The sequence below is a fragment of the Embleya sp. NPDC008237 genome (genome assembly GCF_042956465.1).
In the GTDB taxonomy this organism is placed as follows: Bacteria; Actinomycetota; Actinomycetes; order Streptomycetales; family Streptomycetaceae; genus Embleya.
In genome coordinates, this window is the sequence record NZ_JBIBGL010000005.1 from 368011 (window position 1) to 394239 (window position 26229).

A 26229-nucleotide genomic window follows, 5' to 3' on the forward strand; every position below is an offset into this window, starting at 1 on the left:
TCACCATGACCTCACCGCCATCCCCTCCCCGCACTGCCGAGCAGCGCAAGCAGGACACCCTCGATCGGCTCGAACACGACGTGGACGCGTGGGTGGCCACCGCCGACGCGAGGACCGGGACGCCGTACCTGGTGCCGCTGTCCTTCCTGTGGGACGGCGACACGCTGCTGATCGCGACCGCCTCGGCGAGCCCGACCGCCCGCAACCTGCTGGCGGGCGGCACGCTGCGGCTCGGGATCGGCCCGACCCGGGACGTGGTCATGATCGAGGCCACCGCCGAACCTCTCACGCCGGCCGAGATCCCCGGTGACACGGCCGACGGCTTCGCCGCGAAGACCGGCTTCGACCCGCGGAAACTCACCACCTCCTACCACTACTTCCGCATCCGCCCGAATCTGGTGCAGAGCTGGCGCGAGGCGAACGAACTCGCGGGTCGCGAGGTGTTCCGCGACGGCACCTGGCTGGTTCCCTAGGGCGCGCCCGGCAACGTTTGCCCCGTCGCGGTGTTCGGTGCGGTGCATCGGCGTGCCGCCGGAACGTTCTCGTACTCGAGTACTCGGACGTTTCGGCGGGGCGGCGAGGTGCCGTGCCGGGTTGACCGGCCCGCCGCCGGTCTCTCGTGGGTGCCGGCGGCGGGGGTCGTCGGGGGCTCGGCTGCCGGGGACGGCGGCAGCCGAGCGGCTCAGCTACCGAAGTAGTTGTCGAAGTTGCGGGAGAATTCGAGGTTGTTGAAGCGGTCCCAGTTGATCGACCAGGTCATCAGCCCGCGCAGGTTCGGTCGCACGCCGTGGGGTGTGTAGCCGCCGCAGTTGCTGCCCTTGGTCAGGCAGTCGAGGGCCTTGTTCACCTCGGTGGTGGACACCCAGCCGTTGCCCGCCTGCACCGAGGCCGGCATGCCGATCGCGACCTGGTCGGGTCGCAGCGCCGGGAACACGTTGTTCGTGTTGCCCGCGACCGGGAAGCCGGTGAGCAGCATGTCCGTCATCGCGATGTGGAAGTCGGCCCCGCCCATGCTGTGGTACTGGTTGTCCAGGCCCATGATCGAGCCGGAGTTGTAGTCCTGGACGTGCAGCAGGGTCAGGTCGTCGCGCAACGCGTAGATGACCGGGAGGTAGGAGCCGCACCGCGGGTCCTGTCCGCCCCACTGGCCGGAGCCGTAGTACTGGTAGCCCATCTGCACGAAGAACGTCTCCGGCGCCATGGTGAGCACGAACCGGCTGCCGTACTTGGCCTTGAGCGTCTTGACCGCCGAGATCAGGTTGACGATCACCGGCGTGGTCGGGTTCTTGAAGTCGGTGTCGCCGGTGTTCAGCGACAACGAGTGGCCCTCGAAGTCGATGTCCAGGCCGTCGAGTCCGTACTCGTCGATGATCCCGCCGACCGATTGCACGAACTTGTCCCGGGCGGCGGTCGTGGACAGTTGCACCTGGCCGTTCTGCCCGCCGATCGAGATCAGCACCTTCTTGCCCGCCGCCTGCTTGGCCCGGATGGCGGCCTTGAAGTCGGCGTCGCTCTCCACGCTCGGGCACTCGGCGACCGGGCAGCGCACGAACCGGATGTCCCCGGAGGTGACCGAGGTGGGCTCGCCGAAGGACAGGTTGATCACGTCCCAACTCGCGGGCACGTCGGCCATCCTGGTGTAGCCCGCGCCGTTGGCGAAGCTCGCGTGCAGGTAGCCGACCAGGGCGTGCGCGGGCAGTTGGCCGCCGCCTCCGCCGTCGGTGGCGGTGGTGGCGGTGACGGCCGCCGACTTGGCCGACTCGCCGGCCGAGTTGCTCGCGCTGACCTGGAAGCTGTACGCGGTGGCCGGGCTCAGTCCGGTCACCGTGGCGCTCGGGCCGGTCGCCGATTGCGCCAACGTGCCGTTGCGGTAGACGTTGTAGCCGGTCGCGCCGGGGACCGCGGTCCAGGTCAGCGGCACGGCCGTGGTGGTCGGGGTGCCGGCGGCGAGGCCGGTGGGGGTGGCCGGGATCTGGGTGCCGCCGCCGGTGGTGGTCGCGGTGACCGTCGCCGACCTGGCCGACTCGCCGGCCGAATTGCTCGCACTGACCTGGAAGTTGTAGGCGGTGTTCGCGGTCAACCCGGTGACGTTCGCGCTCGTCCCGGTAACCGACTGCACCTTCGTGCCGTTCTGGTACACGTTGTAGCCGGTCGCACCGGGCACGGCGGTCCACGACAGCGGCACACTCGACGAGGTCGGCGCACCGGCCGCCAGGCCGGTGGGCACCGCCGGGATCTGGGTGCCGCCGCCGGGACCGGTCAGCGACAGGTCGTCGGCGTAGTAGGCGCCCGTGCCGTACCAGCCGTGTGTGTACAGGGTCACCGACGTGGTGTTCGCGCCGGTGCGGAACGTGGTGGTCAGGCGGGTCCAGTCCGGTGCGGAGCCGGTCCACGTGGACGGGTCGGTGGTGCCGGTGCCGGTCGCGCCGAGGTAGACGTAACTGCCGCGCACCCAGCCGGAGATCACGTAGTCGGAGGAGGGCTGCACGGTCACGGTCTGCGCGCAGCGCGCGTTGTCGCTGCCGGCCGGGGTCGCCTTCAGGGCCGAAGTCCCGGCGTGTACGGGGGTACTGACGGTTGACCCGCTGCCGGCGCCGCAGGTCCAGCCGGTCAGGCCGGATTCGAAGCCGCCGTTCTGGACGAGTTCGGCGGCGTCCACCGCGTCGGCGGTGCCGCCCGCCGCGGTGAGCATGGCGGCGGTCAACAGGGCGGTGCTTGCCGCGGCGACGAGGGGGCGCAGCCGCTTGGGGGGACGAACGCTGGTGGATCCGGACATGGGATTCCTCGCGTGGTCGAGACGGAACGGAGCGGAGCGGGGCGCCCGGGCCGGTCGCGTGGTCCGGCCCGGGCGCTGTGCGCTATGCGCTATGCGCTATGCGCTATGCGCTACGGGAGCGTGTCGAGGTGCGGGCCGACCGTGTTGGAGAACTGGTTGCCGTTCAGAGCGTCCCAGTTGGTCGACCAGGTCATCGCGCCGCGCAGACCCGGGTAGGTCTTGCTCGGCTTGAACGTCCCGCAGCCGGTGCCCTTGGCGAGGCAGTCGAGCGCGTTGTTGACCACGCTCGGCGAGACGTAGCCGGATCCGGCGCCGCGCGGGGAGGCGGGGAGGCCGAGGCCGACCTGCGAGGGGGCCAGGCCGCCTTCGAGTTGGATGCAGGCGAGGCCGGTCATGAAGTCGACCGTGCCCTGGCTGTACACCTTGCCGTCACAGCCGAGCATCGCGCCGCTGTTGTAGTACTGGGTGTTGACGACGGTCAGGATGTCCTTGATCGCCAGCGCGGTCTTGAAGTACTCGGTGCCGGTGGACTGCATGTCCAGCGTCTGCGGAGCCATGGTGATCACCAGGCCGGGGCCGACCTTGCCGGACAACGAACGCAGCGCCTGGGACATGTAGGTGGAGTTGATGCCGTTTTCCAGGTCGATGTCCACGCCGTCGAAGCCGTAGTTCTGGATCAGCGTGTACAGCGTGTTCGCGAAGTTGGTCGCCGAGGAGGAGCTGTTGACCGAGACGGTGCCCTTCTCGCCGCCGACCGAGATGATCACCTTCTTGCCGGCCGCCTTCTTGGCCGCGATGTCGGCCTTGAACGCCGCCTCGGAGTAGTTCAGCGCCGGGTCCAGGGTGAACGAGACGCCGCCCGGGGTGCCGGTGGCATCGGCGAACGAGACGGCGATGATGTCGTATTCGGCGGGCACCTGGGCGATGGTCTGGATGGTGGCGCCGTTGTTGAAGTTCTGCCAGTAGCCGGTGAGCACGTGCTTGGGCAGTTGTCCGCCGCCCCCGCCGCCGGTGGTGGTCGCGCTCACCGCGGCCGACTTGGCCGACTCGCCGGCCGAGTTGGTGGCGCTGACCTGGAAGCTGTAGGCGGTGTTCGCGGTCAGACCGGTGGCGGTCGCGCTCGTCCCGGTGACCGACTGCACCTTCGTGCCGTTCTGGTACACGTTGTAACCGGTCGCGCCCGAAACCGGGTTCCACGACAGCGGCACGCTCGACGACGTCGGCGCACCGGCGGCCAGACCGGTCGGGGTGGCCGGGATCTGGGTGCCGCCGCCGGTCGTGGTGGCGGTGACCGTCGCCGACTTGGCAGACTCGCCCGCCGAGTTCGTCGCGGTGACCTGGAAGTCGTACGCCGTGTTCGCGGTCAGACCGGTGACGTTCGCGCTCGTCCCGCTGACCGACTGCACCTTCGTGCCGTTCTGGTACACGTTGTAACCGGTCGCACCGGGCACGGAACTCCACGACAGCGGCACGCTCGTGGCGGTCGGCGCCCCGGCGGCCAGACCGGTGGGGGTGGCCGGGATCTGGGTGCTGCCGCCGGGGCCGGCGAGGGTGATGTCGTCGGCGAAGTAGGCGGGTTGGCCGTACCAGCCATGCGTGTAGACGGTGACCGAGGTGGTCGAGGGGCCGGTACGGAACGTGGTGGTGAGTTGCTGATACGTTCCGGCACCCGGTGTCCAGGTGGACGGGTCGGTGGTGCCGGTGCCGGTGGCGCCCAGGTAGACGTAGCTGCCCTGGACCCAGGCGCTCAGTGTGTAGGCGGAGTTCGGCAGCACCGTGACGGTCTGTGTGCATCGGGCGTTGTCGGCACCCGCCGGGGTGGCCTTGAGCGCGCCGGTGCCGGCATGCGTCGGGGTGCTCACCGCGGCGCCGGAACCGGCGGAACAGGACCAGCCGGAAAGGCCGTCCTCGAAGCCCGGGTTGCTCATCAGGTTGTCCGCGGCCTGCGCGCTGCCCGCGACGGCGACGGTCAGACCGGCGCCGGCCAGGGTGAGCGCCGCGAGTGCGGCCAGGGTGGGGTGCCCGCGGCGAGGGGACTTCGCCTGCGGAACATGCGAAACGCGTGCCACTACTGCCTCCGTGCGTGGAGAAGCGATGTGGGTGGACGTGGTACCGCCGCATGCGCGACAGCCCGCCCTGCGCGCATATTGGTCTAGGCCAAAGTGGTCCAGACCAATAGAGCGTGTCAAGGTTTTCCACCCGATCCGACTCCGTTTACCTCGCCGTCCCCAACCGGTTACGCTCCGCAGCCCCCCGATTCCCGTGCCCACGCCCGGATTTGCCGCCCGTTCCGGCCCCGCCGAGCACACGGCCGGCGCGCCGCCCCGCACACCTCACCCGGCGAGTTCCCTGCGCAGAGCGCCCACCGAGGCCGGGTCCCAGCCCGGCCGCGGCGCGGACCCGACCAACAACCGGGTGTACGCGTGCCGCGGGTCGGTCAGGATGTCGGTGGTCGATCCCTGTTCGACCGCCACGCCCCGATAGAGCACCAGAAGGTCGTCGGTGACCTGTTGCACCACCGCGAGGTCGTGGCTGACGAACACCAGCGCGACGTTCGTCTCCTTGCGCAATTCGGTGAGCAGGGCCAGGATTTGCGCCTGGATCGACACATCCAGCGCGGAAACCGCCTCGTCCAGCACCAGGACCCGCGGGCGGGCCGCCAACGCCCGGGCGATGGACAACCGTTGCCGCTGCCCGCCGCTGAGCCGGTGCGGTCGGGCGTCGGCCTCGCGGGTGCCCAGGCCGACCTGGTCGAGCAGTTCACGCACCCGCTTGTCGCGGTCCGCCTCGCCGTGCAGGCGCAGCACGCCGGCCACGCACTGCGCGGCGGTGAGCCTGGGATCCAGCGACACGTACGGGTCCTGGAAGACCATCTGGATCTCCCGGGCCCGACGCAGCCGTTCCGCGGCACCCCGGGCGCGCGGCGCGCGCAGATGTCCGTCCACCGCGATGGTGCCCGCGTCCGGGCGGACCAGGCCCACCAGCATCCGCGCGATCGTGGTCTTGCCCGAGCCGGACTCGCCGACCAGGCCGAGCGAACCGCCCGGCGGCACGGTGAAGGAGATGTCACAGGCCGCGACCGTGCGCTCGCCGCGCCGGCCCGGCAGCGCGAACTCGCGGCACAGACCGTGTACTTCCAGAGCCGGGGTGATCATCTGCGCACCTTCTCCACGGGGTGGTCCAGATCGGTACGGCGGCACATCACGCTGCCACCGTCGTCGAGTTCGCGCGCGACCGGCCGCCAGGTCTCGCACGCGGTCTCCGCCACCGGGCAGCGCGCGACGAACGGGCAGCCGGGGAAGGCGTCGTCCAGCGACGGCGGTCGACCCGGGATCGGCCGGATCGGACGCGGGTCGCCCAACTCGGGCGTGCACGCCAACAGGCCGGCCGTGTACGGATGGCGCGGATCCTCGAACAGCCGCTCCGCGGTCCGCTCCTCCACGACCCGTCCGGCATACATCACGTACACCCGGTCGCAGTAGGCCGCGGCCAGGTGCAGGTCGTGCGTGATGAACAGCAGGCCCAGGCCGCGCCGGGTGCGATGCTCGCGCAGGATGGCCAGGATCTCGGCCTGGGTGGTCACGTCCAGGGCGCTGGTCGCCTCGTCCGCGAGCAGCAGTTCCGGGTCGCCCGCGAGCGCCGCCGCGATCACCACCCGCTGGAGCATCCCGCCGGACAACTCGTGCGGGAACTGCCGCAGCCGCTCGGCCGGGCGCACGATGCCCACCGCCTCCAGCAGCCGCAGCGCCTCGGCGTACGCCTGCGCCTTGGGCCGACCCAGGGTGTGGATCAGCCGCTCGGTCAGGAAGTCGCCGATCCGACGCACCGGGTTGAGCGAGGAGCGCGGATCCTGGTGCACCATCGCCACCCGGCGGGCCCGCAGTTCACGCAGGTCGCCGGCGTCCAGGGTGAGCACGTCGCGCCCGGCCACGCCCACCCGGCCGCGGATGTGCGCGTCGCGCGGCAACATCCGCAGCACGGCCTTGGCGGCGGTGGACTTGCCCGAGCCGGACTCGCCGACCAGGCCCACCACTTCGCCGCGATCCACGCGCAGGCGCACGGCGTCGAGCACCGGTCGCCGCGCCCCGACGCCGGGCAGCTCCACCGTCAAGTCCTCGATGTCCAGCAGCGCATCGAGGCCGGGTGCGGCCTTCACCGGGTCCTTCTCGTGGTGGGTCATCAACGTTCCCTCACCCCCAGGCGGTCGGAGATCCGCACGCCGACGACATTGAAGGCCACCACGACCAGGGCGATCGCGGTACCGGGCACCAGGGCCGGCCACAGCGCGCCCTGGACCAGCGCGGCCTGTCCCTCCTTGACCATCAGGCCCCATTCCGAACTGGGCGGCTGCGCGCCGAAGCCCAGATAGCTGAGGGTGGCCATGCCCATCAGCACCTGACCGAACATCAGCACCAGGTAGCCGATCAGCGACGGCGCCAGGTTGGGCACCAGGCGCCGGGCGCAGATCGCGAATCCGCCCATGCCCTGCACCCGATAGGCGTCGATGTAGGGCTTGGCCCGTTCCGCGAGCGCGATGCTGCGGGTGTACTTGGCCACCACCGGCGAGTAGGCCAGCGCGAGTGCGATCACCGCCGTGGTCAGGCCGTCGCCGAACACCGACACGATCAGGATCACGAACAACAATCCGGGAAAGGCGAACATCACGTCGGTCACGCGCGAGACGAAGGCGTCCACCCAACCGCCGTGCCAGGCGGCCAGCGTGCCCAGCGCGATCCCGATCACCGACGCGAGCGCGAGCAGCGCCAGCGGCGCCACCAGGCTCGGGCCGGCCCCGTGCAGCACCCGGGAGAGCAGGTCGCGCCCGGACTGGTCGGTGCCCAGCACGTGCGCGCCGCTCGGCAGCGCGAGCGAGGCGTCGAGGTCGATCGCGTCCGGCTCGTACGGCGCCACCAGCGGCGCCAGGATCGCCAGCGCCGCGGTCAGCAGCAGGAATCCGGCCGCGATCCGGAACGAGATCGGCCAGGTCCGCTTGGTTTCGGCCGGCTTGGGGGACGCCGCCGGCACCGGCGGCGCGGCGGCTTGGAGGAGGGTCATGCGGCGCTTCCTTCGAGGCGCACCCGCGGATCGATCAGCGGGTGCACGAGGTCGACGAGCGTGGTGACGAGCATGTACGCGAGCACCATGAGCAGCAGTACGGCCTGGGTCACCGGGAAGTCGTGCGTGTTGATCGCCTGGACCAGCAGCGAGCCCATCCCGCTGATCCCGAACGCGGTCTCCACGACCACGGTGCCCGCGAACAGGCTCGCGGTGATCAGGCCGCACATGGTCACCACCGGCGCGAGCGCGTTGCGCAACACGTGTCGGCGGATCACCTTGAACTCGGACAGTCCCGCCGCGCGGGCCACGGTGACATGGTCCTGGGCGAACTGCTCCAACATGCTCTGCCGGGTCACCCGGCTGACCACGGCCAGTTCGCCCAGCGCCAGCGAGAGCGCGGGCAGGGTCAGGTGGTAAAGGCGGTCGCCCAAGCCCTCGCCGGCGCCGGTGACCGGGAACCAGCCCCACTGCACGCCCAGGAAGGCGACCAGGGCCAGCGCCTTGACGAACTTGGGGATCGACGCGAGCAGCGTGGTGACCGCGACCACGACCGCGTCGACCCGCCCGCCGCGCACCGCGGACCACACGCCGAGGGCGACGCCGACCACGACGAACAGCACGGCCGAGTAGGAGACCAGGAACAGCGTGGTGGGCACGCGCGAGGACACCAGGTCGGCGACCTGGTCGTGGTACTGCATCGAGCGGCCGAGGTCGCCGTGCAGGACCCCGCCGATCCAGTCCCCGTACTGCACCCACAGCGGGTCGTCGAGGTGGTAGGCGGCCCGGACGGCGGCCAGCTTCTCCGGCGTCGCGTCCTCCTGGCCGCCGACCAGGAACGCGGCCGGGTCGCCGGGGGCGGCATAGATCGCGCCGAAGATCACGAAGGACGCGGCGAGCAGGGTGACGAGCAGCCCAAGGGTGATGCGCAGGGCGCGGGCGGGCATGGGGACACCTCCGAGGGCGAGGGCCGGTCCTCGATTCCGCGTCGAGGTGCTCGGCGCGGGATCGAGGAGAGGGCCTGGGGAACGGGCCGGTGCGCCGGCCGGGCATGGGTGCCGGTACGGCCGGCGCAACGCGAGAGATCAGCCCTTGGCGCCGAGGTCGGCCAGCCACGGGTAGGCGACGTTGGCCATCGACGCGGGCGCGCCGGTCAGCTTGGCGCTGGTGATCAGCACGTTGGGCACCTGGACCAGCGGCAACCACACCGCGTCCGCGGTGAACCGGCGCTCGGCCTCGACCAGCAGTTTCGCCCGGGCGGCGTCGTCGGTGGTGCGCAGCGCCTCGTTGACGACCTTGTCGTACTCGGGCGAACTGAAGCCGACCCAGTTGTTGTTCGAGCCGGTGAGCGCGTTGTCGTAGAAGCCGGCCGGGTCGGCCTTGGAGATGTACCAGTCGTCGGCGAACATGTCGACGCTCTTGCGCAGTGCCTGGTCGGTGTACAGCGAGGTGAAGTCGGCGCCGGACATGGTCTTGATCTCGGCCTTGAGGCCGATCCGGCGGGCCGCGTCCACCACCGCGTTGGCGATCAGGTTGCGGGTGGGCGTGCCGTCGTTGGCGACCACGATGGTCGGTGCGGCGGGGCCCAGTTCGGTGATCAGCTTCTTCGCCGCGTCCAGGTCGGCGGCGGTGGGCTGGGCCGGGGCGCCCTGGAGCGCGTCGTAGCCGGCCTGGAAGGTGGCCTTCTCGTAGCCCCACGCGCCCGGTCCCAGGGGGGTCTTCCACGGCGTGGCCAGTCCGGCGAAGGCCGCCTTGGCGATGCCCTGGCGGTCCAGCGCGAGCGAGAGCGCGCGCCGCACACGCGGGTCCTTCATGCCGCCGCGCTCGGTGGGGATCAGCGTCCAGGCGCGGGAGGAGGAGCCGTACGAGACGGTGAGTGCGCCGTTGCCGGCCAGCGGCGGGACCGCGCTCATCGTGGTCAGGTAGGTGCCGTCGGCGGCGCCGGTGGTCATGCTGTTCACCATGGCGTTCTCGTCCGCCCAGCCGAAGGTGGCCGAACGCACGAGCGGCTTGCGGGACTTGTCCCAGTAGGCGTCGTAGCGCTCCAGGGTGATCCGGCTGCCGGCCTTCCACTCCTTGAGCGTGTACGGGCCCGAGCACGCGTCGGTGCGGCCCGGGGTGCCGTAGTCCTTGCCCGCGGGCTCGGCCTGTTCGCGGTCGAGCACGACGCCCGCGTTGCCCGCGAGCGCCTTGGTGAACAGTGCGTCGGGCTCCTTCAGGCGCACGGTGACCTCGGCGTCGCCGGTGCGTTCGATGGAGCTCACCCGCTCGAATTCGTCCGATTCGTTCTTCCCGTCCGCGGCGTGCCGTTGCAGGCTCCACACCACGTCGTCCGCGGTCATCGGCGAGCCGTCGTGGAAGGTGACGCCGGCGCGCAGCTTGAGCACGAGCGTCGTGGGGTCGGTGTAGGTCGCCGAGTCGGCCAGGTGCGGGCGCATGCTCAGGTCCGGCTGGGTCTGGAACAGGCGTTCGCAGACGTTGGCGAGCAGCGCGTTGGAGTCGCTGTCCGAGCGCACGTCCAGGTCCAGCGACTTGGGTTCCTTGGCCAGCAGCCACTTGACGCTGTCCACCGCGCCGCCGGCCTTGGCGGTGGTGTCGGTCAGCGCGAGGTCGGCGGGCTTGCCGGGGGTGCCTGCGGCAGGGCTGCCGCCGGCGGTCTTGTTGGAGCACGCGGTGCTCAGGCCGAGCAGGGCCGCCAGGCCGAGCGCGGCGAGGGTGCGAGTGCGGGACATGCGACTCTCCGGGGGATGCGGGGGGACGGTGGGACGGTCGCCGGCGCGGGCGCGGGCGGGTGGTCGGGCGCCGCGGGAGCGGGCGGGTGGGTCAGGCGCCGCCGGGACCGTCGTGCAGGTTCCAGGGCAGGAGTTCGTACTCGTGATCGCACGGGGTGCCGGCGGTGACGCGGTATTCGCCCGTGGTCAGGTCGACGCAACTGGACAGGAGCGTCGCCCACTGCCGGACCGCCGGTCGGGCCGGGTCCGGGTGGGTGCACAACGATTCGGGGTGGCCGAGGTGGTCGGACATCGCGGCGTGGATCAGCTTGCGGGTCTCGGCCGGGTCGCCCGCGTCCCGGCAGCGCCGCAGGCCGGCCTCGGCGCGCGGGACCCGGAGCAGCGAATCCGGGGCGGTGGGGCGGTAGTTCGCGGCCAGCTGGGTGGGCATGAAGGCCTGGTAGTGGTTGCCGTGCACGAGCAGGCCGTCGGTGGGGTACATCCAGCCGTTCGCGCCGGGCGTGGTCTCGATGTCGATCGCGAAGCCCGCCCGGTGGGTGAGCAGTGCGTTGCTGGCGATGTGTGCGCGGGTGCGGAAGAGCACGTCCAGCGCCTCGGCCGGGTTGGCGCAGTCGAGCACGCGGCGCCGGATCAGCGTCTGCGGGATGCCGACGGCGTGGTCGAAGCGCCCGCCGAGGCCGTTGGCGTTGAGCGCGAGGCCGGCCGAGTTGGCGCCCTGCCGGCCGACCTGGCCCGCCTCGACCTGCATCACCACGGTGGGCTTGCCGGGCTGGACCACCCGCACGACCATGACCGTCTCGCGCACGCCGTAGCGCCAGTCCCAGTTCTGGCCGGCGTAGACGTGGCCGTCGCCGGAGGCCGGGTCGAGCAGGGCGAAGGAGGTGCAGCCGTCGGGGTTCTCCGGCGTCTGCGGCCCGGCCGACGCGTCCGGTGTCCCCGACGCTTCCGCTGCGTCCGGTGTGCCCGCCGCTCCCATCGCGGCGAAGGTGTCGTCGTAGATGATCTCGCCGCGGGCGTTGAGGGCGAGGATGTCGAGCAGGCCGAGGCCGGCGCCCTCGGCGATCCCGGTCATCTCCTCGACCAGGTCGGGGGCGAAGGCGCGGGACGGGGCGAGCCAGTGTTCGGCCCGGTCGGTGACCTGACGCCAGGTCAGGCCGCCGGCCGCGCCGAAGGCCTCGGCGTAGTAGTCGACCGCGGAATGGATGAGCGCGCTCGCCCCTTCGCCGTACTGGCGGCCCCGGGTCCGGGGCTCGCCGCCGATCTCGATGGTCGGAAGGGACACGCCACTCACGTCGTCTCCTGGGTGCTGGGGGTTGGGCGGGCGGGCGGGTGCTGCACGCTGTCCTGGGGCACGCCCCGGGTGCGGCGAGCCTCGTGACGACCGTTCGTCGTCCCGGGTCGGTTGGCTCGACCACAGGCTTCGTAACGTTCATTACGAGTTCGCGGTAACATGTATTGCTTGTTTCATGAGGAGAGTAATGGTTGATACCGGGGAGTCAAGAGGCGTGAGCGAACAACCGCAAAATCCGGCGCTGTCCCGACTCCGGGCGGCGATTCGCGATCAATGGGCCGACCTGTCCCCGGCCGAGCGGAACGTGGCCAGATATCTGACCAACTGCTCCCCCGAGCAGGTGCTCTTCGCCAGCGCCCAGGACCTGGGCGCGAGCATCGGTGTCAGCAACGCCACCGTGGTGCGTACGCTGCAGCGACTGGGCCTGGGCGGCCTGTCCGCGCTCAAGCGCGACATCGCCGCGGACTTCAGCGCGGACGTGGCCCCCGAGGTCCGGGTCCGGCAGCGGATCACCCAGGTCGGCCAAGACCTCGACGGCATCCGCGCCCGGGTCTACGACGAGGCGATCGAACGGCTGGAACACGGCCGGGCCAATCTCGACGCGACCGCCTTCCGACGGGCCACCCAACTGCTCGCCGACGCCGGCGAGGTGCTCGCGTACGGCGTCGGCGCCTCGGAACTGGCCGGCCGGCATCTCGCGCTCAAGCTCAACCGGATGGGCCGGCGGGCCCGCTTCGTCGGCACCACCGGCTTCGCCCTGGCCGACGAACTGCTCGCGCTGCGTCGCCGGGACGTGGTGGTGATGTTCGTCCCCGGGCGTTTCCTGCGCGACATGGAGGTGCTTCTGGACCGCGCCCGCGTGGTCGGCGCCGGCATCGTGGTGGTCACCGACGAACTGGTCGAGCGCCTGGCCGACACCGCGGACGCGGTCCTGTACGCACCGCACACCCCGACCGGCATCACCGCCGAATCGCTGGCCGCGATCGTGCTCAGCGACGCGCTGCTGCTGGCCGTGGCCTCCCTGGACGAGACCCGCTCGGTCGAGCACTCCCACCAACTGACGGCCCTTCGTGCCCAGTTGCTGGAACCCAAGGAGGGCCGACCCAGGCGCTGAAAGCGGGCCGGCCCCACCGGGCCGGGCCCGGCCCGGGCGTCAACCGACCGGGCGGCCGGCGCAGCGGCGGATCACACGTCGCGCCGGCCGAGGACGGCGGTCTCGGCGCACAGCGCGGCAACCGGCCACAGGGCGAGCGCGAGCCACGAACGCGGTATCGAGCCGGCGGCGTCCGCGCCGACCGACGTCGTCCGGGCGACCCGCGGCAACACGGCGTGCAGTCGAGTTGCCGGCCCGGGCCGCGATCGCGGCGGTGCAGGCCGAGCGGCTGCGGATCACCCGCGAACTGCACGACATGGTCGCGGGTCCGTGAGCTGCGGGCTGTGGACGCCGGGCCGCGGGCAGCGGGCTTTCGATTCCCGGCGGGCCGATCGGGCGCCCGCGCCGGGCGTACCGGGCCGCACCCGCCCACGACCGGCGCCGGCGTCCGCCGGGGTCATCCGCCGCCGCGCGGAACGGGTCCGGGCTCCTCCGTCGGCGAGGCGATCCCGGAGGCGGCTCGCGGTGTCGGGCGGCGGCGGTGGACGACGATCAGGATGTCGGTCCACGCCACGCCCGCGGCCACCGCGCATACGGCCGCGGCCAGGATCCACAGGCCGCGGGCATCGGCCAGGTCGGTGTCCGCGGCCACGGCGCACAGCGTGGAGGCAACGATCAGGATGGGCATGGCGATCCCGGCGGGGGCCAGTCGCGGGCCGAGCCGGTCGGCCCCGGCGGGCGGTCGGCCGCCGGAGCCCGGATGGGTAGTCGTGCGGGCGGCTGAGGCAGTCATGGTCGAAACCTACCCGCCGATACCGCATCGGCACTCCGACCGACGCCCGGACCACCCCGCGTGCGAGTGCTTCCCCGACGCACCGGTGCGCGGCACCGGGCGCGCGGAGCCGGACGCGGGATGGAAGACAGACCCTAGGCTGCTCGGCAGGCACTCGCCGCGGAGGCCGCGCGGTTCGACACCACCCGCACGGGAACGGAGCAGTAATGACCAACACACCCGACGACCACACCCTCCTCCGGCAGGCCATCGCGCTCGCCGCCGAGGCCCGCGCCGACGGCAACCCGCCGTTCGGATCGCTGTTGGCGGGACCGGACGGGAAGGTCCTTGCGGAGGAGCGCAACACAACGCTCACCGACAGGGACATCACCGCCCACCCGGAACTGAAGCTCGCGAGATGGGCCGCACGCGAGTTGGACGCGGCCACGGCGGCGGAGACCACGATGTACACGAGTTGCCAGCCGTGCGAAATGTGTGCGGCGGTCATCCAGCGGGCGGGCCTGCGCAGGGTGGTGTTCGCGCTGTCCAATGAACAACTCCTGGACATCAGACCGAGCAGCGGCCAACCCCCCGTACCGCAGGTCGGCCCGGCGCTGCTCGAAGAGGTACGCGAAGTGGTGGCGGGGTACTACCGGTAGCCGTCGGGTTGGAACGGGGGATGTGGCGCCCGGCCCGCAACGGCTGAACACCGCATCCCCACCGGTCCTTTGCGTCGCTCGCACCCCGGGAACCTCACGTTTTGCTCAGATGCCGCCCGCCGGCCCCGTTCACCTCCTAGCCTCGTCGCCAACCCGGCGGCCCGGGCGACGCGTGGCATCTCGGTGATGTGCCGGTGGATACCGCGCTCCGGGTCGACGGCCGACGGGAGAGGGGCCCGCGATGACGCACATCGGTGGCGAATCGACCCCCGACGGCCCGAAGTCCGCGCCCACGGACCCGATCCTGCGCTCGGCGGTCCTGCTCGACGCGGTGGCCTGCCGCCACCCGAAGGCGATTTCGTTCGCCGGCCGGCGCCCGTACGGTGACACCGCGACCGGCCCGCCGACAGCCGGCGAACGGGACGCGCTGTTGCGGGTCTTGCGGGTGCTGCGCGGCTCGGATCGGGATGTGGTGCTGGCGGTGGCGCCCGCCTACCTCGGGCTGATCGGTGCGGCCCGGCGGGCCGACATGCCGGTGCTCCCGGTCGCGGACGGCCCGCGCGGCGTCGACCTGGACGACCTCGCGGCGCAGGTGTACGGCGCCCGCGCGGCCGGTCTGCGTCCACGCGCCCTGTACGTGGTCCCGGACTTCGCCAACCCGTCCGGGATCGGCCTGGACCGCCTCGCCCGGTGCGAACTCCTGGCCACCGCCGCAGAGTTGGACCTGCTGCTGCTCGAGGACGACCCGTACGGCCTGATCCATGTCGCCGGCGATCGCCGACCGCCGACGCTGGCGGCCCTGGACACCCGGCAACGCGTCGTACACGTCGGCTCGTTCGCCGAAACCGGTCGGCCCGGTCGGCTCGGTCGCATCGGCAACCCGGCACACCTGCTGAACGGCCTCGCCGCCCGGTTCGGCCGGGGTCCGGCCGCGGATCGGGTGCACTGGAGCAGCCCGGACGGAGGCTTCCTCGTCGTGCTGACCGTGCCGTTCGTGGCCGACGACGAGCTGGTGGAGCTGTCCGCCCGCGAGTACGGCGTGGTGTGGACGCCGATGGCGCACTTCTACCACCCCGGGATCGGGCCCGCCCACCGCCTACGGCTGTCCTGCGGCACGCTCGACCCGGCCACGATCGACCACGGCCTGGACCGCCTGGCGACCCTGATCGGCGACCGCACCGGCCCCTTCACCACCGTCGACCGACTCGGCGTGCACCGAGGCCCCGCCCCGGGTCGGCATCATTCCCGGGCGGGCACCGAATAGACCCGGTAGGCAAGGTGGTTCGGCGCTACCGCCTTGGACTCCGGCCCGGCGCGCGGCGGCGGTGCGGGATCGGGCAGCCGGTGTCCTGGTAGCCGTTGTGCGTCAGGACGGCGGCGTCCCCGCAACGGGGCTACGCCCTCCGGGTTTCGAGAACAACCTCTGGGGCTCGGCTGAGGCGTGGGGCCGGTGGGCGGTTGCGGGCGCACGCCGGTGTGCGTCGGGTTCGGCCGCGTGCGCTCACCCGGACGGCCGTCGCCCCCTCCCCGAAGATCGGGAAGGATTTTGAACCGCACTCGCATATCGCGCGGCATTTCGCGGCCGCCGTCTCGCGTCCTTCGGGGCTGTTCCGCGGCTGATCTCGTGGGCTCGGCCACCGTACAGGCCACGGAGGCCGGCGAACGCGAGCGGCATCGTCCGTCCCAACCGGAGAGTGAACCATGAGTACACGCACGTCCGCCGCCCCCTCCGAATCCGCACAGTCGCTCTACCACGCCATGTCGGGCCTCGCCGGCCCGCTGAGCTCCGGCGAAGGCACCGCGCCCGACTTCACCGCCGCACCGCGCGCCGCGGCCGGCACGGAGCCGTCGGTACTGCTCTTGGGCGCAGGCGTCGGCGGACTCACCGCCGCCTACGAACTGGGCAAGCTCGGTTACCGGTGCACGGTTCTGGAGCCCCAGCCCCGTACCGGCGGCCGCAACCGCACCGCCCGCAACGGCGACAAGCTGTACGAACTCGACGGCGAGGGCAACAGCCCGGTGCTGACCCACACCTGCGCCTTCGACAAGGGCCTGTACCTCAACCTCGGCCCCGGGCGCATCCCGTACCACCACCGCCGGGTCCTGACGTACTGCACCGACCTCGGGGTCGCGCTGGAGCCGTACATCATGGAGACGACGGCAAACGTCCTGCACAGCGAGGGACACACCCCGCCCGGCCGGCCGTGGCGCAACCGGCGCATCGCCAACGACACTCGCGGACACCTCGCCGCGCTCCTGTCCGCCTCCCTGACCGGCCACGACGAGTTCACCGGCATGCTGCGAGACCTGCTGCGCAGGTTCGGCGACCTGGACGAGGAGGGCGAGTACCACGGCTCCACCCGCTCCGGCTACACCGAGCCGCTCGACGTCCACGAGTTTCCCCGGCCCGCGCCCCCGCTATCGCTCTCGGACCTGGTCGGGTCGGAGTTCTGGAAGCACAGGTTCTACCAGCCGGTCGAATACCTGTGGCAGGCCACGATGTTCCAGCCCATCGGCGGAATGGACAAGATCGTCCACGCCCTGACCGAGCGGATCACCTCCGAGTACAACGTCACCGTCGAACTCGACGCCGACGTCACCTCGATCGAACTCACGGGCGAGCGGGTCGGCGTCACCTACCGCTCAGGCGGAAAGGAACTGAGGGCAACGGCCGACTACTGCGTGAGCAACATCCCGCTTCCGGTGCTCAAGCAGCTCACGCTGACCGGTTTCTCGACCGAGTTCCGGAACGCCGTGGCAGCGGTGGGCTTCGCGCCGACGTGCAAGGTCGGCTGGCAGGCCAACCGGCGGTTCTGGGAGGACGACCACAACCAGATCTACGGCGGTATCAGCTTCACCGACCACCCCATCACCCAGTTCTGGTACCCGTCCAACGACTACTTCTCCAAGACGGGCACCCTCACCGGGGCGTACAACTTCGGCGAACACGCCCAGGCCATGGGCAAGCGCACACCGGACGAGCGGCTGAGCCTGGCCCGGGAAGGCGCAGCACAGCTGCACAGTGAGTTCCTGGAGAAGACGACCGTGCCGCAAGAGCTCGGCGTCACCATCGCCTGGCACAAGGTGCCCCACCAGCTCGGCGGCTGGGCCGACTGGGACCCGGCCGACCCCAGCCACCAGGTCGCCTACAAGCAGCTCCTCCAGCCCGAAGGCGACGGCCGCTTCTACGTCGTCGGAGACCAGGCATCCCCGCTGCCCGGCTGGCAGGAAGGGGCCATGATGTCGGCGCAGTACGTCGTCGCCCAACTCCACGGCATCCTTCCCCGCACCGCTCCCACCGATGTCCGGGTCCCCGACTCCGTCTTCCTGACACAGGGACTCTGACGGCAGCACCTGCTCGAGGCCCGGGCCGTCGCGCGGTGCGCTCCCTCGGGCCACCGGGGGGCTCGACAGCATGGCTGCTGCGCCCCATCGCCTCGCTCACCACCGCCGAGCCGGCCCCACTGCGGCGAGTCGGTCGGTGGTGAGTCTGGCGTGGCGGGTCTTGGTGCCGCCGAGCCGCATGCTGAGCTCCACCTCGACTGCCGCGCCGCCTTCGCCCGCCGAGATCCTCGCGCGGGCGGACGAGCGGACGGGCGAGGGCGGGCCGACCGGCGGGCGGGCGGGCGGCGGTGCCACGCGCCACGCGCGGATCACGCCCCGTCGGCCGCCCGCGCCGCGCGTATCTCCAGGTAGCGCCGCTCCGGCAGGCTGGTGGTCCGCCGGGCGGCCTCGCGGTAGGCCTTCCGAGCCGCCTCGCGGTCGCCGGCGAGTTCGAGCAGATGGCCGCGCACCGCCCACACCCGGTGGTGCTCGATCATCCGGTCGTCCTCGGCCAGCGTGTCGAGCAGCTCCAGGCCGGCCCCCGGGCCGTGCACCATCGCCGTCGCGACGCTGCGGTTGAGGGTGACCATCGGGCCGGGCGACAGATGGTCGAGCAGCCGGTACAGCGCGAGGATCTGCCGCCAGTCGGTGTCCTCGGCATGTGCGGCCTCCGCGTGCACCGCGGCGATTGCGGCCTGGAGCTGGTACGGGCCCGGCGGCCCCCACGTGAGCGCGTCGGTGACGAGCTCGGTGCCCTCCCGGATCGCCTCCGCGTTCCAGCGGCCGCGGTCCTGCTCGGCCAGCGGGATCAGCCCGCCGTCCGCGGCGGTGCGCGCGGCTCGGCGGGCATCGGTCAGCAACATCAGCGCGAGCAACCCGGACACCTCGCCGTCGTCCGGCCGCAACCGGCGCACCGCACGGGTGAGCCGGATGGCCTCGGCGGTCAGGTCGGTGCGCAGCAGATCCGGGCCCGAACCGGCCGTGTAGCCCTCGTTGAAGATCAGGTAGAGCACCTGCAACACCGCACCCAGCCGCTCCATCGGCTCCCGCCCGGCCGGCGTGCCGAAGCGACCGCCGGCGGCCTTGATCCGCTGCTTGGCCCGGCTGATCCGCTGCGCCATGGTGCTCTCCGGCACCAGGAACGCGTCGGCGATCTGCGCGGTGGTCAGACCGCCGACCGCGCGCAGCGTCAACGCCACCTGCGAGGCTCCCGTCAGCGCCGGATGGCAGCACAGGAACAACAGGGTCAGCGTGTCGTCGCGATCGCCGGCGGCATCGTCCTCGTCGGGTGCCGGCGAGACGAACTCGTCGGCCGGGGCCTGCGCGGCGAGCCGCTCCTCGCGGTTGCGGCGGGCCCGCTCGCTGCGCCAGTGGTCGATCAGCCGTCGGTCGGCCACGGTGAGCAGCCAGCCCCACGGACTGTCCGGAATCCCCTCCACGGGCCACTGCACGGTGGCCGCGAGCAGCGCCTCCTGGACCGCGTCCTCACACGCGTCGAACTGGCCGTGCCGGCGGACGAGCACGCCGAGGACCTGCGGGGTCAACTCCCGCAGCAGGCCCTCGACGTGCGCGTCCCGGCTCACATCTCCGTCCCGGAGTCGGTCATCACCGGGCGGACCTCCATCGCCCAGTAGCGGGCGTCCGGCCAGCGCGCGGCGATCTCGACGGCCCGCTCGGTGCTCTCGCACTCGACCAGCAGGTAGCCGGCGAAGTGCTCCTTGGCCTCCACGAACGGGCCGTCCGTGACCGCCGGCACACCGTCCCGAACCCTTACCGTGCGGGTCTGCGCGGGGTCGGCCAGCGCCTCGCCGCCGAGCAGTTCGCCGGATGCGGTCAGCTCGGCCATCAACTCGTCGACCTCGCCGAACAGCTCGGTGCGCTCGGCCTCGGAGAGTTCCTCCACGAATCCCGGGCGGTTGTGGATCAGCAGCATGAACTTCATCGGTGACTCCTGGTGGTTCCGGTTCGGTGCGGTCGGGCCGGGTGCCCCGGTCCGACCGGCGGCCCGATCCGGTGCTCGGGATCACGCTGCCGAGTCGCCGGGCGGGTCGCTCGTATCCGGGTCGGAGCGAGTCGACGGTTCTCGACATCCCGGCGGACAGAATGCCGAATCGATCCGCGGCGGACGAAGCCGCCCGGCCGAACCCGTCCCCGAACGCCCCGAACGGCGGCCTCCGACACGCCACCCGCCGGCAACCGAGGTGCTTCGGACGACGTCGCGAACAGGGGTCGGACCCGGAACCCGGAACCGGCCCCCGCCCCCGGGCCCGACCCCGAACCCGGTCAGCCGGCCTGCGTCGGTTCCGCCCCGAGCGCCGGCACCGTCGGCACCGCCGCCTGCCCCGGCGGCACCACCGACCCTGCCGATTCCGCCGATTCCGCCGACTCGGCCGCCTCCACCGACAGGGCCGGCACCGCGAGCACCCCCGGCGCCGACCGCCCGTCCGCCGGCGGGCGCAGCACGCGGTGCACCGCGAGCGTGCCGACGATCGAGGCCAGGCCGACCAGCGCGATCACGTGGCCGGGGGCGAGCACGCCGGCCAGTGCGCCCGCGCCCGCCATGGTGACCCCCTGGAGGGTCATCGTGCCGGTCATCGCCAGGCCCATCGCCTGGCCGGTGGCGGCCTCGGGGACGGCTTCCAGGAAGCGGCGTTGCAGGCCGAGCTGGTAGGACAGGCCCGCGCCGGAGAGCACGAACAGGCCGGCCGTCGTCCACAGCGGCGGCCCGGCCGCGAAGAACACCAGCGGGATGCCGAGTTGCAGGGCCAACCACAGCGCCAGGTGTTCGCGCCCGGCCGGGCGCACGAAGCGGCCCACCAGCAGGTTGCCCAGCAACATCCCGGCGGCGGCCGAGCCGTACAGGACACCGGCGTGGTCGGGCGTGTACGGGACGATCACCCCCTCGGCGGCCACGGCCAGGTTCGCCGGTATCCACTGGGCCAGCAGCAGGCCGCGCACGGTGCGGTCGCCGAGCAGTTCGCGATTGACCCGCCGGGTCGCGCGTACCGTGCCCTCGGCCCGGGCCGCCGCGGGGCGCTCGGTGCGCGCCGCCGCCGGCAGGCCCGATCGCAGCACCGCGGCGGAGGCCAACGCGGTACCGGCCGCGAACAGCAGCGCACCGCTCGACCCGACCAGTGCGAGCAGCAGACCGCCGACCGCATAGCCGAGCACCTGCATCGCGCCGGCGGTCATCCCGAACACCGAACGCCCGAGCACATAGGCGTCGCCGTGCAACAGTTCGGGCAGCGTGCGCTGACGCGCGGCGCCCGCGACCGGGCTGACCAACCCGACGCTCGCGAGCAGCAACAGAACCGCCCACACCGGCAACACGTCGGCCGCGAGCACCAGCGCGAGCGCACAGCGCACCAGGTCGTACCCGGCCATCGCGGTGCGCACGGGCACCCGGTCGGTGAGCGAGAGTAGCAGCGCCCCGCCGAACGCCTGCGGGACGAACCCGGCGACGAAGGCGAGCGCGGACAGCGCCGGCGACCCGGTGCGTTCGTAGACGAGCACCGCGAGCGCGAGCATCCGCACGGTGTCGCCGATCAGCAGCAGTACATAGGAACCGAACAGCACCCGGAAGGCGCCGACCGCGAAGACCTCGCGGTAGGTCGCCGGTTTGACGTCGTCGCCGATCATGGGGGCGAGCGTGCTGCGGCACGCCGCCCGCCGGCCAATCTTTCGGCCACAACCGAAACCTGACAGGCTGCCGGGTGGGAGGCGGCGCATGCTCAGGATCGAGGTCGGGCCGGCCGACGTGGCGCGCAGCAGATTCGGCATCTCGCCGCTGGGCGAGGTGGTGTGGGTGCTGCGAACGCTGTCGGGAAGCCACCAGGCCGGGCCGCTGCGACCGTGGATCGAGCGGTTGCGGCCGGCGTACGAGCGGCTGCGCCGCGAGCAGCCGGCGGTCGCGGCGATGACGTCGCTGTACCGGCGCGGCGGCTACAACGCGGACCTCCTGCACCCGCCCCCGTCGGGTACCCCGGCCGGCATCGGGGACGAACTGGCCGTACTGCGGGCCACGCCCCTGGCCCGGGCCCGCTCCGAACTCGCCCGCAACCTGGCCGGGCTCCGCGCGCCCTCGGCCTCGACCCGTGCGCTGCTCGACTCCCCCGATGTGGTGGCGCGGCTGGCGGATGCGATCGAGGCCGCGTGGACGACTTTGGTCGAGCCGGAGTGGCCGGCGCTGCGTGCGGTGCTGGAGCGCGATCTGGTGCGCACCGCCGGGCGGTTGGCGGCGTACGGCTGGGGTGCCGCGCTGGGCGACCTGTCGCCGCGGCTGCGGTGGCGCGACGAGGGCGTGATCGAGGTCGCCCACAAGGCGATCGACACGGTGGCACTCGGCGGCGACGGGCTGCTGTTCGTGCCGTCCGCGTTCGGTGCGTTGGTCGCCTATGTGGAACCACCGTGGCCCTACGCCATCGTGTATCCGGCCCAGGGCGTGGCCGAACTGCTGGGTGCCCCGGCCCGATCGGACGACGAGGCGCTGGCCGACCTGCTGGGCACCACCCGCGCGACGATCCTGCGCGCGCTGGCCACCCAGGCGACGACCACCCAACTGGCCGCGCGGCTCAACCTCGGCCTGGGTACGGTCGGCGACCACCTGGCCGTGCTGCGCCGCGCCGACCTGGTCACCGGCCTGCGGGTGGGCCGCTCCGTGCACTACCGACGCACCACGCTCGGCGAGGTGTTGGCCGAGGGGCGCGGCTGACCCGCCCGGCCGCACTCGGGTGCTCGGGTCCGGCCGCGGTTCGCGGCGGCCGGGTCCGTACCGTCGGCCCGCGGCCCCTCAGCCGGTGAGCGCGACCAGGCCCGGGAGGTAGCCCCTGGCCTGGCCCGTGGCGGTCGGGTGGTACGACTCGTCGACCGGCAGCGTCAGCCCGTGCAGCCACTCGTCCGCCGCACACACCCCGTGTCCGGCGAACCGGGCCCGGACATCCGCGAATTCCGCGCCGCCGGCCGCCGCCCGGCGTGCCGTGACCTCCGCCAACGTGTCGGCCGCGTCGTCCAGCGCCCGCCGCTTGGCCACGCTCAGCCCCAGGAGACAGCTGCCCGTTTCGAACAGGCGCGGATATCCGAGCACCACCAGTCGCGCGTTCGGGGCCCGGCGGCGGATCTGCGCGTAGGTCGCGTCCAGATCGGCCGGCAACCGGTCGCGCACGTACGCCGTGGACGTCGCCACCGCGTCCGAGCAGGCCCGGTCGCTGCCGAGCACACAGGTCTCGAGCGTATCGGCGAAGCCGATGTCGTTGCCGCCGGCGCTGATCGTCACCAGCGTGGTGTCGGCGGTCACCGCGGACAACTGCCGCGCACGCACATCCGCCGTGGTCGCCGAGGAGCACGCCACGAAGGCGAACTCGACCGCCGCGTGCGCCCGTTGCCACAGCGCCGGATAGGCGTTCGCACTGCGCTTGCAGTCGCCGCCGTCGGCGAGGTAGTCGCCCGCGCCGACGCCCGAACTGTACGAGTCTCCCAGCGCCGCGTAACGCGCGACCGGTGCGGCGGGAGCCGGGTGCGCGCCGACTCCGGTGAACGTGAGGGCCGCGGCGGCGGCGACGGACGCGGCAACACGGAACGGCGACGGCACGAGTGGATCTCCTCCGGAACGTGGGCACGTTGTCGGAGGTATCGGCCGCAACGGCGGCCGGCTTGACCGCACTCACCCGCGGGAAGGATGCCCGACGGCCGCCGCCGCACCCGGGCGCGGGCAACCGGTGTCGTCTTCACGACGTCGGCCCGCACGGCGGCCGATGTCTCACCCGCGCGCCGACACCGGTTCGTGGGTGCGGAAGGTCTGGCGGTAGGTCATCGGCGGTACGCCGATGGTGGCGACCAGGTGCTGGCGCAGCGAGGCGCCGGTGCCGAAGCCCGCCCGGTCGGCGATCCGGTCCACGCTCAGGTCGGTGGTCTCCAGGAGCCGGCGGGCGTGTTCGACGCGTTGCCGGGTCAACCACTGGCCGGGGGTCATGCCCACTTCGTCCCGGAAGCGCCGGGTGAAGGTGCGTACGCTCATCCGCGCGTGTTCGGCCAGTTCGGCCAACGACAGCGGGCGGTGCAGGTGTTCGAGCGCCCAGGCCCGGGTCGCCGAGGTGGTGGCCGAGGACGGCTCCGGCACCGGGCGCTCGATGAACTGCGCCTGCCCGCCCTCGCGCCACGGCGGCGTCACGCAGCGCCGGGCGACCCGGTTGGCCACCTCGCTGCCGTGGTCGCGGCGCAGCAGGTGCATGCACAGGTCGATGCCGGCGGCCACCCCGGCCGCGGTGAGGATGTCGCCGTCGTCGACGAACAGCACGTCCGGGTCGACCTCGACGCGGGGGAACCGCCTGCGGAACTCCTCGACCTCGTTCCAGTGCGTGGTCGCCGGACGGCCGTCGAGGAGGCCGGCGGCGGCGAGCACGTAGGACGCGGTGCAGATGGACACGATCCGGGTGCCGGGCCGCAGTCCGGCCAATGCCCGGGCGAGCGGCTCCGGGAGCCAGTCCGGCTCGTCGTTCTCGTCCACGCCGCACGTGAACGGCGGGAGCACCAGGGTGTCGGCGCTCGCCAGCACCTCGGCGCCGTGCTCGACGGCGATGCCGAAGTCGGCGCTGGTGCGCACCGGTCGGCCGTCGAGGCTGCATGTGATCACCTCGTACAGCGGTTCGTCGGCGGCGCCGGTCGCGGTGCCGAAGATCCGCACCGGGATGCCCAGCTCGAACGGATAGACGTTTTCCAGGGCCAGGACCACGACTCGATGCATGGCCGGATCCTTTCACATGTTGGCCACTCGGCCACTCGATGGGCCTCGGGGGCGACGGCAGAGTTACTCCCACGCCGCCGGACACGACGGTCGAACCGGAACACGAGCAGGGGAATGTGATGACGATGCGCGCCATCCGACAGGACACGCTGGGTGGGCCCGAGGTGCTGAAGGTGGTCGAGGTGGAGCGCCCGACCCCGGGTGCCTCCGAGGTGCTGGTGCGGGTGCACGCGGCCGGGGTGAACCCGACCGACTACTGGCACCGCGCCTCCGGCGGTCTGCTCGGCGACACCCCGGTCCCGCTGGGCTGGGACGTGTCGGGCGTGGTCGAGTCGGTCGGCCTGGGAGTGAGTGTGTTCCGACCCGGCGACGAGGTGTTCGGCATGCCCCGGCTGCCGCAGCCGGCCGGTACCTACGCCGAGTTCGTCACGTCGCCCGCCCGGCACCTGGCCCGCAAGCCGGCCGCCCTGTCGCACGTGGAGGCGGCGGCGCTGCCGGTGGCCGCGCTCACCGCGTGGCAGTCGCTGGTGGACGCGGCCGACGTACGGTCCGGTCAGCGGGTGTTGATCCACGCCGCGGCCGGTGGGGTGGGGCATCTCGCGGTCCAGATCGCCAAGGCCCGCGGCGCGTATGTGATCGGCACCGCCCGCGCGGCCAAGCACGAGTTGTTGCGCGGCCTGGGGGCGGACGAACTGATCGACTACACGAGCGTCGACTTCGCCGAGGCGGTGCGGGACGTGGACGTCGTGCTGGACACGATCGGCGGCGAGTACGGGCCGCGCTCGCTGCGGACGTTGCGGCCGGGTGGACTGGTGGTCTCGCTGGCGTCGCCGGCCGAGGTGGAGTTGGTGCCGGTGGCGGAGGCGGCGGGGCTGCGGGCGGGGTTCACCATCGTCGAGCCGGATCAGGGCGGGCTGAAGGAGATCGCGGCACTGGCCGAGGCGGGCCTGCTGCGGCCGGTGATCGACGCGGTGCTGCCGCTGGAGCAGGCGGGCAAGGCACACGAGTTGGGCGAGAGCGGGCGCACCTCCGGGAAGATCGTGCTGACCGTGGTCTAGGCGCCTTCACCCTCCGTCCGGCAGTCCGGCCGTCGGACGCGGCCGGTCGGCCGCTTGCCTCGGGGCTCTCGACGTAAGTCTGGGCCTCGTCGACTTTCGGCCGCTGCGGGCGTCGACCGTGCCTCCCTAGCATCGAGACGGCGGACGGTGTCGACCGCCACCGCAGGGAGGGGAGCGCACGCCATGGCCGAAGAGCAATCCGCACCCGCGTCCGCGCGGGCGACGAGGGCCGCCGAGCGGCGAACGGTGCTGAGCCACCCGCGAGCGCACCTGGTGGCGATCTTCGGCAGCGTACCGGCGCTGGGGCTGCTGCTCGGGTTCCTGTTGCCGCCGGCGGCCCGGATCGCGACCCGGATGCCGATCCTGCCGATGCGCTCCGTCGTCCGCTTCGTCGCCTCGACGCAGGAGCCGTGGCAGGTCGCCGTCGGTGCGGTCCTGGGACTGCTGCTGGGCGTCGGCGCCGCCCTCGTCGCCGTGGCGGAGTCGACCCGCATCACCCTCACCGACTCCCGGGTCCGGTTCGACCACACGGACCGCACCATCACGCTCGAACGGGCCGACATATCCGCCGTCTTCCTCGACGCCAAGCGGGTGGTCGTGCTGGACCACGACACCCGCCCACTGGTGCGAGCCCGGCCGCAGGCCGGACGCGGCGCGGTGGCCGAGGCGTTCCGGTCGCACGGTTATCCGTGGCGCGAGCACGGCGCCGCCGACCACGAGCCCGGGTGAC

At 72.3% G+C, this 26229-nt stretch carries 23 protein-coding genes; 8 read left to right on the plus strand and 15 right to left on the minus strand.

The genetic code is table 11. The features are described 5' to 3' along the window. Nucleotides 1-5 precede the first annotated feature (5 nt). The gene (locus ACFZBU_RS15370) at nt 6-473 is read left to right on the plus strand and encodes a pyridoxamine 5'-phosphate oxidase family protein (RefSeq protein WP_391584043.1); all 468 of its coding nucleotides are present in this window, start codon (nt 6-8) and stop codon (nt 471-473) included. A gap of 209 nt (nt 474-682) precedes the next feature. On the opposite strand, the gene ACFZBU_RS15375 is transcribed toward ACFZBU_RS15370, so the two are convergent. The 8 genes from ACFZBU_RS15375 to ACFZBU_RS15410 form a co-directional block, all read right to left on the minus strand. After that, nucleotides 683-2776 carry a fibronectin type III domain-containing protein gene (locus tag ACFZBU_RS15375; protein WP_391584044.1) on the minus strand — a complete coding sequence of 698 codons (2094 nt, stop codon included), beginning with the start codon at nt 2774-2776 and terminating at the stop codon, nt 683-685. 110 nt (nt 2777-2886) lie between these two features. Beyond that, complete coding sequence (locus ACFZBU_RS15380) at nt 2887-4845, minus strand: fibronectin type III domain-containing protein (protein WP_391584045.1); 1959 nt, start codon at nt 4843-4845, stop codon at nt 2887-2889. Between the two features lie 264 nt (nt 4846-5109). Then, entirely contained in the window at nt 5110-5931 is an 822-nt protein-coding gene (locus ACFZBU_RS15385; RefSeq protein WP_391584046.1) for an ABC transporter ATP-binding protein, read from the minus strand. Next, nucleotides 5928-6956 (minus strand): ABC transporter ATP-binding protein, encoded by a 1029-nt coding sequence (locus ACFZBU_RS15390; protein ID WP_391584047.1) that lies wholly within the window; start codon nt 6954-6956, stop codon nt 5928-5930. The genes ACFZBU_RS15385 and ACFZBU_RS15390 overlap by 4 nt, the downstream gene beginning before the upstream one ends. Further along, entirely contained in the window at nt 6956-7831 is an 876-nt protein-coding gene (locus tag ACFZBU_RS15395) for an ABC transporter permease (RefSeq protein WP_391584048.1), read from the minus strand. Before ACFZBU_RS15395 ends, ACFZBU_RS15390 begins: the two co-directional genes overlap by 1 nt. After that, nucleotides 7828-8778 (minus strand): ABC transporter permease, encoded by a 951-nt coding sequence (locus ACFZBU_RS15400; protein ID WP_391584049.1) that lies wholly within the window; start codon nt 8776-8778, stop codon nt 7828-7830. Before ACFZBU_RS15400 ends, ACFZBU_RS15395 begins: the two co-directional genes overlap by 4 nt. A 138-nt stretch (nt 8779-8916) precedes the next feature. After that, nucleotides 8917-10563, minus strand: coding sequence for an ABC transporter substrate-binding protein (locus ACFZBU_RS15405; RefSeq protein WP_391584050.1), 1647 nt, complete (start codon nt 10561-10563; stop codon nt 8917-8919). A gap of 91 nt (nt 10564-10654) precedes the next feature. Then, nucleotides 10655-11845, minus strand: a complete 1191-nt coding sequence (locus ACFZBU_RS15410; RefSeq protein ID WP_391584350.1) for a C45 family autoproteolytic acyltransferase/hydolase — start codon at nt 11843-11845, stop codon at nt 10655-10657. Between the two features lie 223 nt (nt 11846-12068). Between ACFZBU_RS15410 and ACFZBU_RS15415 the strand changes: the two genes are divergently transcribed. Beyond that, nucleotides 12069-12968 (plus strand): MurR/RpiR family transcriptional regulator, encoded by a 900-nt coding sequence (locus tag ACFZBU_RS15415; protein WP_391584051.1) that lies wholly within the window; start codon nt 12069-12071, stop codon nt 12966-12968. Between the two features lie 71 nt (nt 12969-13039). Here ACFZBU_RS15415 and ACFZBU_RS15420 read toward each other — a convergent pair whose 3' ends face one another. Next, nucleotides 13040-13180 carry a hypothetical protein gene (locus ACFZBU_RS15420; protein ID WP_391584052.1) on the minus strand — a complete coding sequence of 47 codons (141 nt, stop codon included), beginning with the start codon at nt 13178-13180 and terminating at the stop codon, nt 13040-13042. Nucleotides 13181-13404: 224 nt separating this feature from the next. Then, nucleotides 13405-13740, minus strand: coding sequence for a hypothetical protein (locus ACFZBU_RS15425; RefSeq protein WP_391584053.1), 336 nt, complete (start codon nt 13738-13740; stop codon nt 13405-13407). Nucleotides 13741-13946: 206 nt separating this feature from the next. On the opposite strand from ACFZBU_RS15425, the gene ACFZBU_RS15430 reads away from it, so the two are divergent. The 3 genes from ACFZBU_RS15430 to ACFZBU_RS15440 all read left to right on the plus strand — a co-directional run bounded on the left by ACFZBU_RS15430 (nt 13947) and on the right by ACFZBU_RS15440 (nt 17723). Beyond that, nucleotides 13947-14378: a nucleoside deaminase gene (locus ACFZBU_RS15430; RefSeq protein ID WP_391584054.1), complete on the plus strand. Its 432-nt coding sequence runs from the start codon at nt 13947-13949 to the stop codon at nt 14376-14378. A 241-nt stretch (nt 14379-14619) separates the two neighbouring features. After that, complete coding sequence (locus ACFZBU_RS15435) at nt 14620-15642, plus strand: aminotransferase class I/II-fold pyridoxal phosphate-dependent enzyme (protein WP_391584055.1); 1023 nt, start codon at nt 14620-14622, stop codon at nt 15640-15642. Between the two features lie 437 nt (nt 15643-16079). Continuing rightward, nucleotides 16080-17723 (plus strand): flavin monoamine oxidase family protein, encoded by a 1644-nt coding sequence (locus ACFZBU_RS15440; protein ID WP_391584056.1) that lies wholly within the window; start codon nt 16080-16082, stop codon nt 17721-17723. A 308-nt stretch (nt 17724-18031) separates the two neighbouring features. Here the strand turns inward: ACFZBU_RS15440 and ACFZBU_RS15445 are convergent, their stop codons facing one another. From ACFZBU_RS15445 to ACFZBU_RS15455, 3 genes are all read right to left on the minus strand, one after another. Beyond that, entirely contained in the window at nt 18032-19285 is a 1254-nt protein-coding gene (locus ACFZBU_RS15445; protein WP_391584057.1) for an RNA polymerase sigma factor, read from the minus strand. After that, the gene (locus ACFZBU_RS15450; RefSeq protein ID WP_391584058.1) at nt 19282-19644 is read right to left on the minus strand and encodes a YciI family protein; all 363 of its coding nucleotides are present in this window, start codon (nt 19642-19644) and stop codon (nt 19282-19284) included. Before ACFZBU_RS15450 ends, ACFZBU_RS15445 begins: the two co-directional genes overlap by 4 nt. Before the next feature lie 341 nt (nt 19645-19985). Continuing rightward, nucleotides 19986-21341, minus strand: a complete 1356-nt coding sequence (locus ACFZBU_RS15455; RefSeq protein ID WP_391584059.1) for an MFS transporter — start codon at nt 21339-21341, stop codon at nt 19986-19988. Nucleotides 21342-21429: 88 nt separating this feature from the next. Between ACFZBU_RS15455 and ACFZBU_RS15460 the strand changes: the two genes are divergently transcribed. Next, nucleotides 21430-22413 (plus strand): DUF5937 family protein, encoded by a 984-nt coding sequence (locus ACFZBU_RS15460; RefSeq protein WP_391584060.1) that lies wholly within the window; start codon nt 21430-21432, stop codon nt 22411-22413. Nucleotides 22414-22491: 78 nt separating this feature from the next. On the opposite strand, the gene ACFZBU_RS15465 is transcribed toward ACFZBU_RS15460, so the two are convergent. Both ACFZBU_RS15465 and ACFZBU_RS15470 read right to left on the minus strand, forming a co-directional pair. After that, nucleotides 22492-23289, minus strand: a complete 798-nt coding sequence (locus ACFZBU_RS15465; protein ID WP_391584061.1) for an SGNH/GDSL hydrolase family protein — start codon at nt 23287-23289, stop codon at nt 22492-22494. Between the two features lie 168 nt (nt 23290-23457). Then, nucleotides 23458-24441, minus strand: coding sequence for a GlxA family transcriptional regulator (locus ACFZBU_RS15470; RefSeq protein ID WP_391584062.1), 984 nt, complete (start codon nt 24439-24441; stop codon nt 23458-23460). Nucleotides 24442-24566: 125 nt separating this feature from the next. On the opposite strand from ACFZBU_RS15470, the gene ACFZBU_RS15475 reads away from it, so the two are divergent. Then, nucleotides 24567-25499, plus strand: coding sequence for an NADP-dependent oxidoreductase (locus tag ACFZBU_RS15475; protein WP_391584063.1), 933 nt, complete (start codon nt 24567-24569; stop codon nt 25497-25499). Between the two features lie 183 nt (nt 25500-25682). Then, entirely contained in the window at nt 25683-26228 is a 546-nt protein-coding gene (locus tag ACFZBU_RS15480) for a hypothetical protein (protein WP_391584064.1), read from the plus strand. Nucleotide 26229 lies beyond the last annotated feature (1 nt).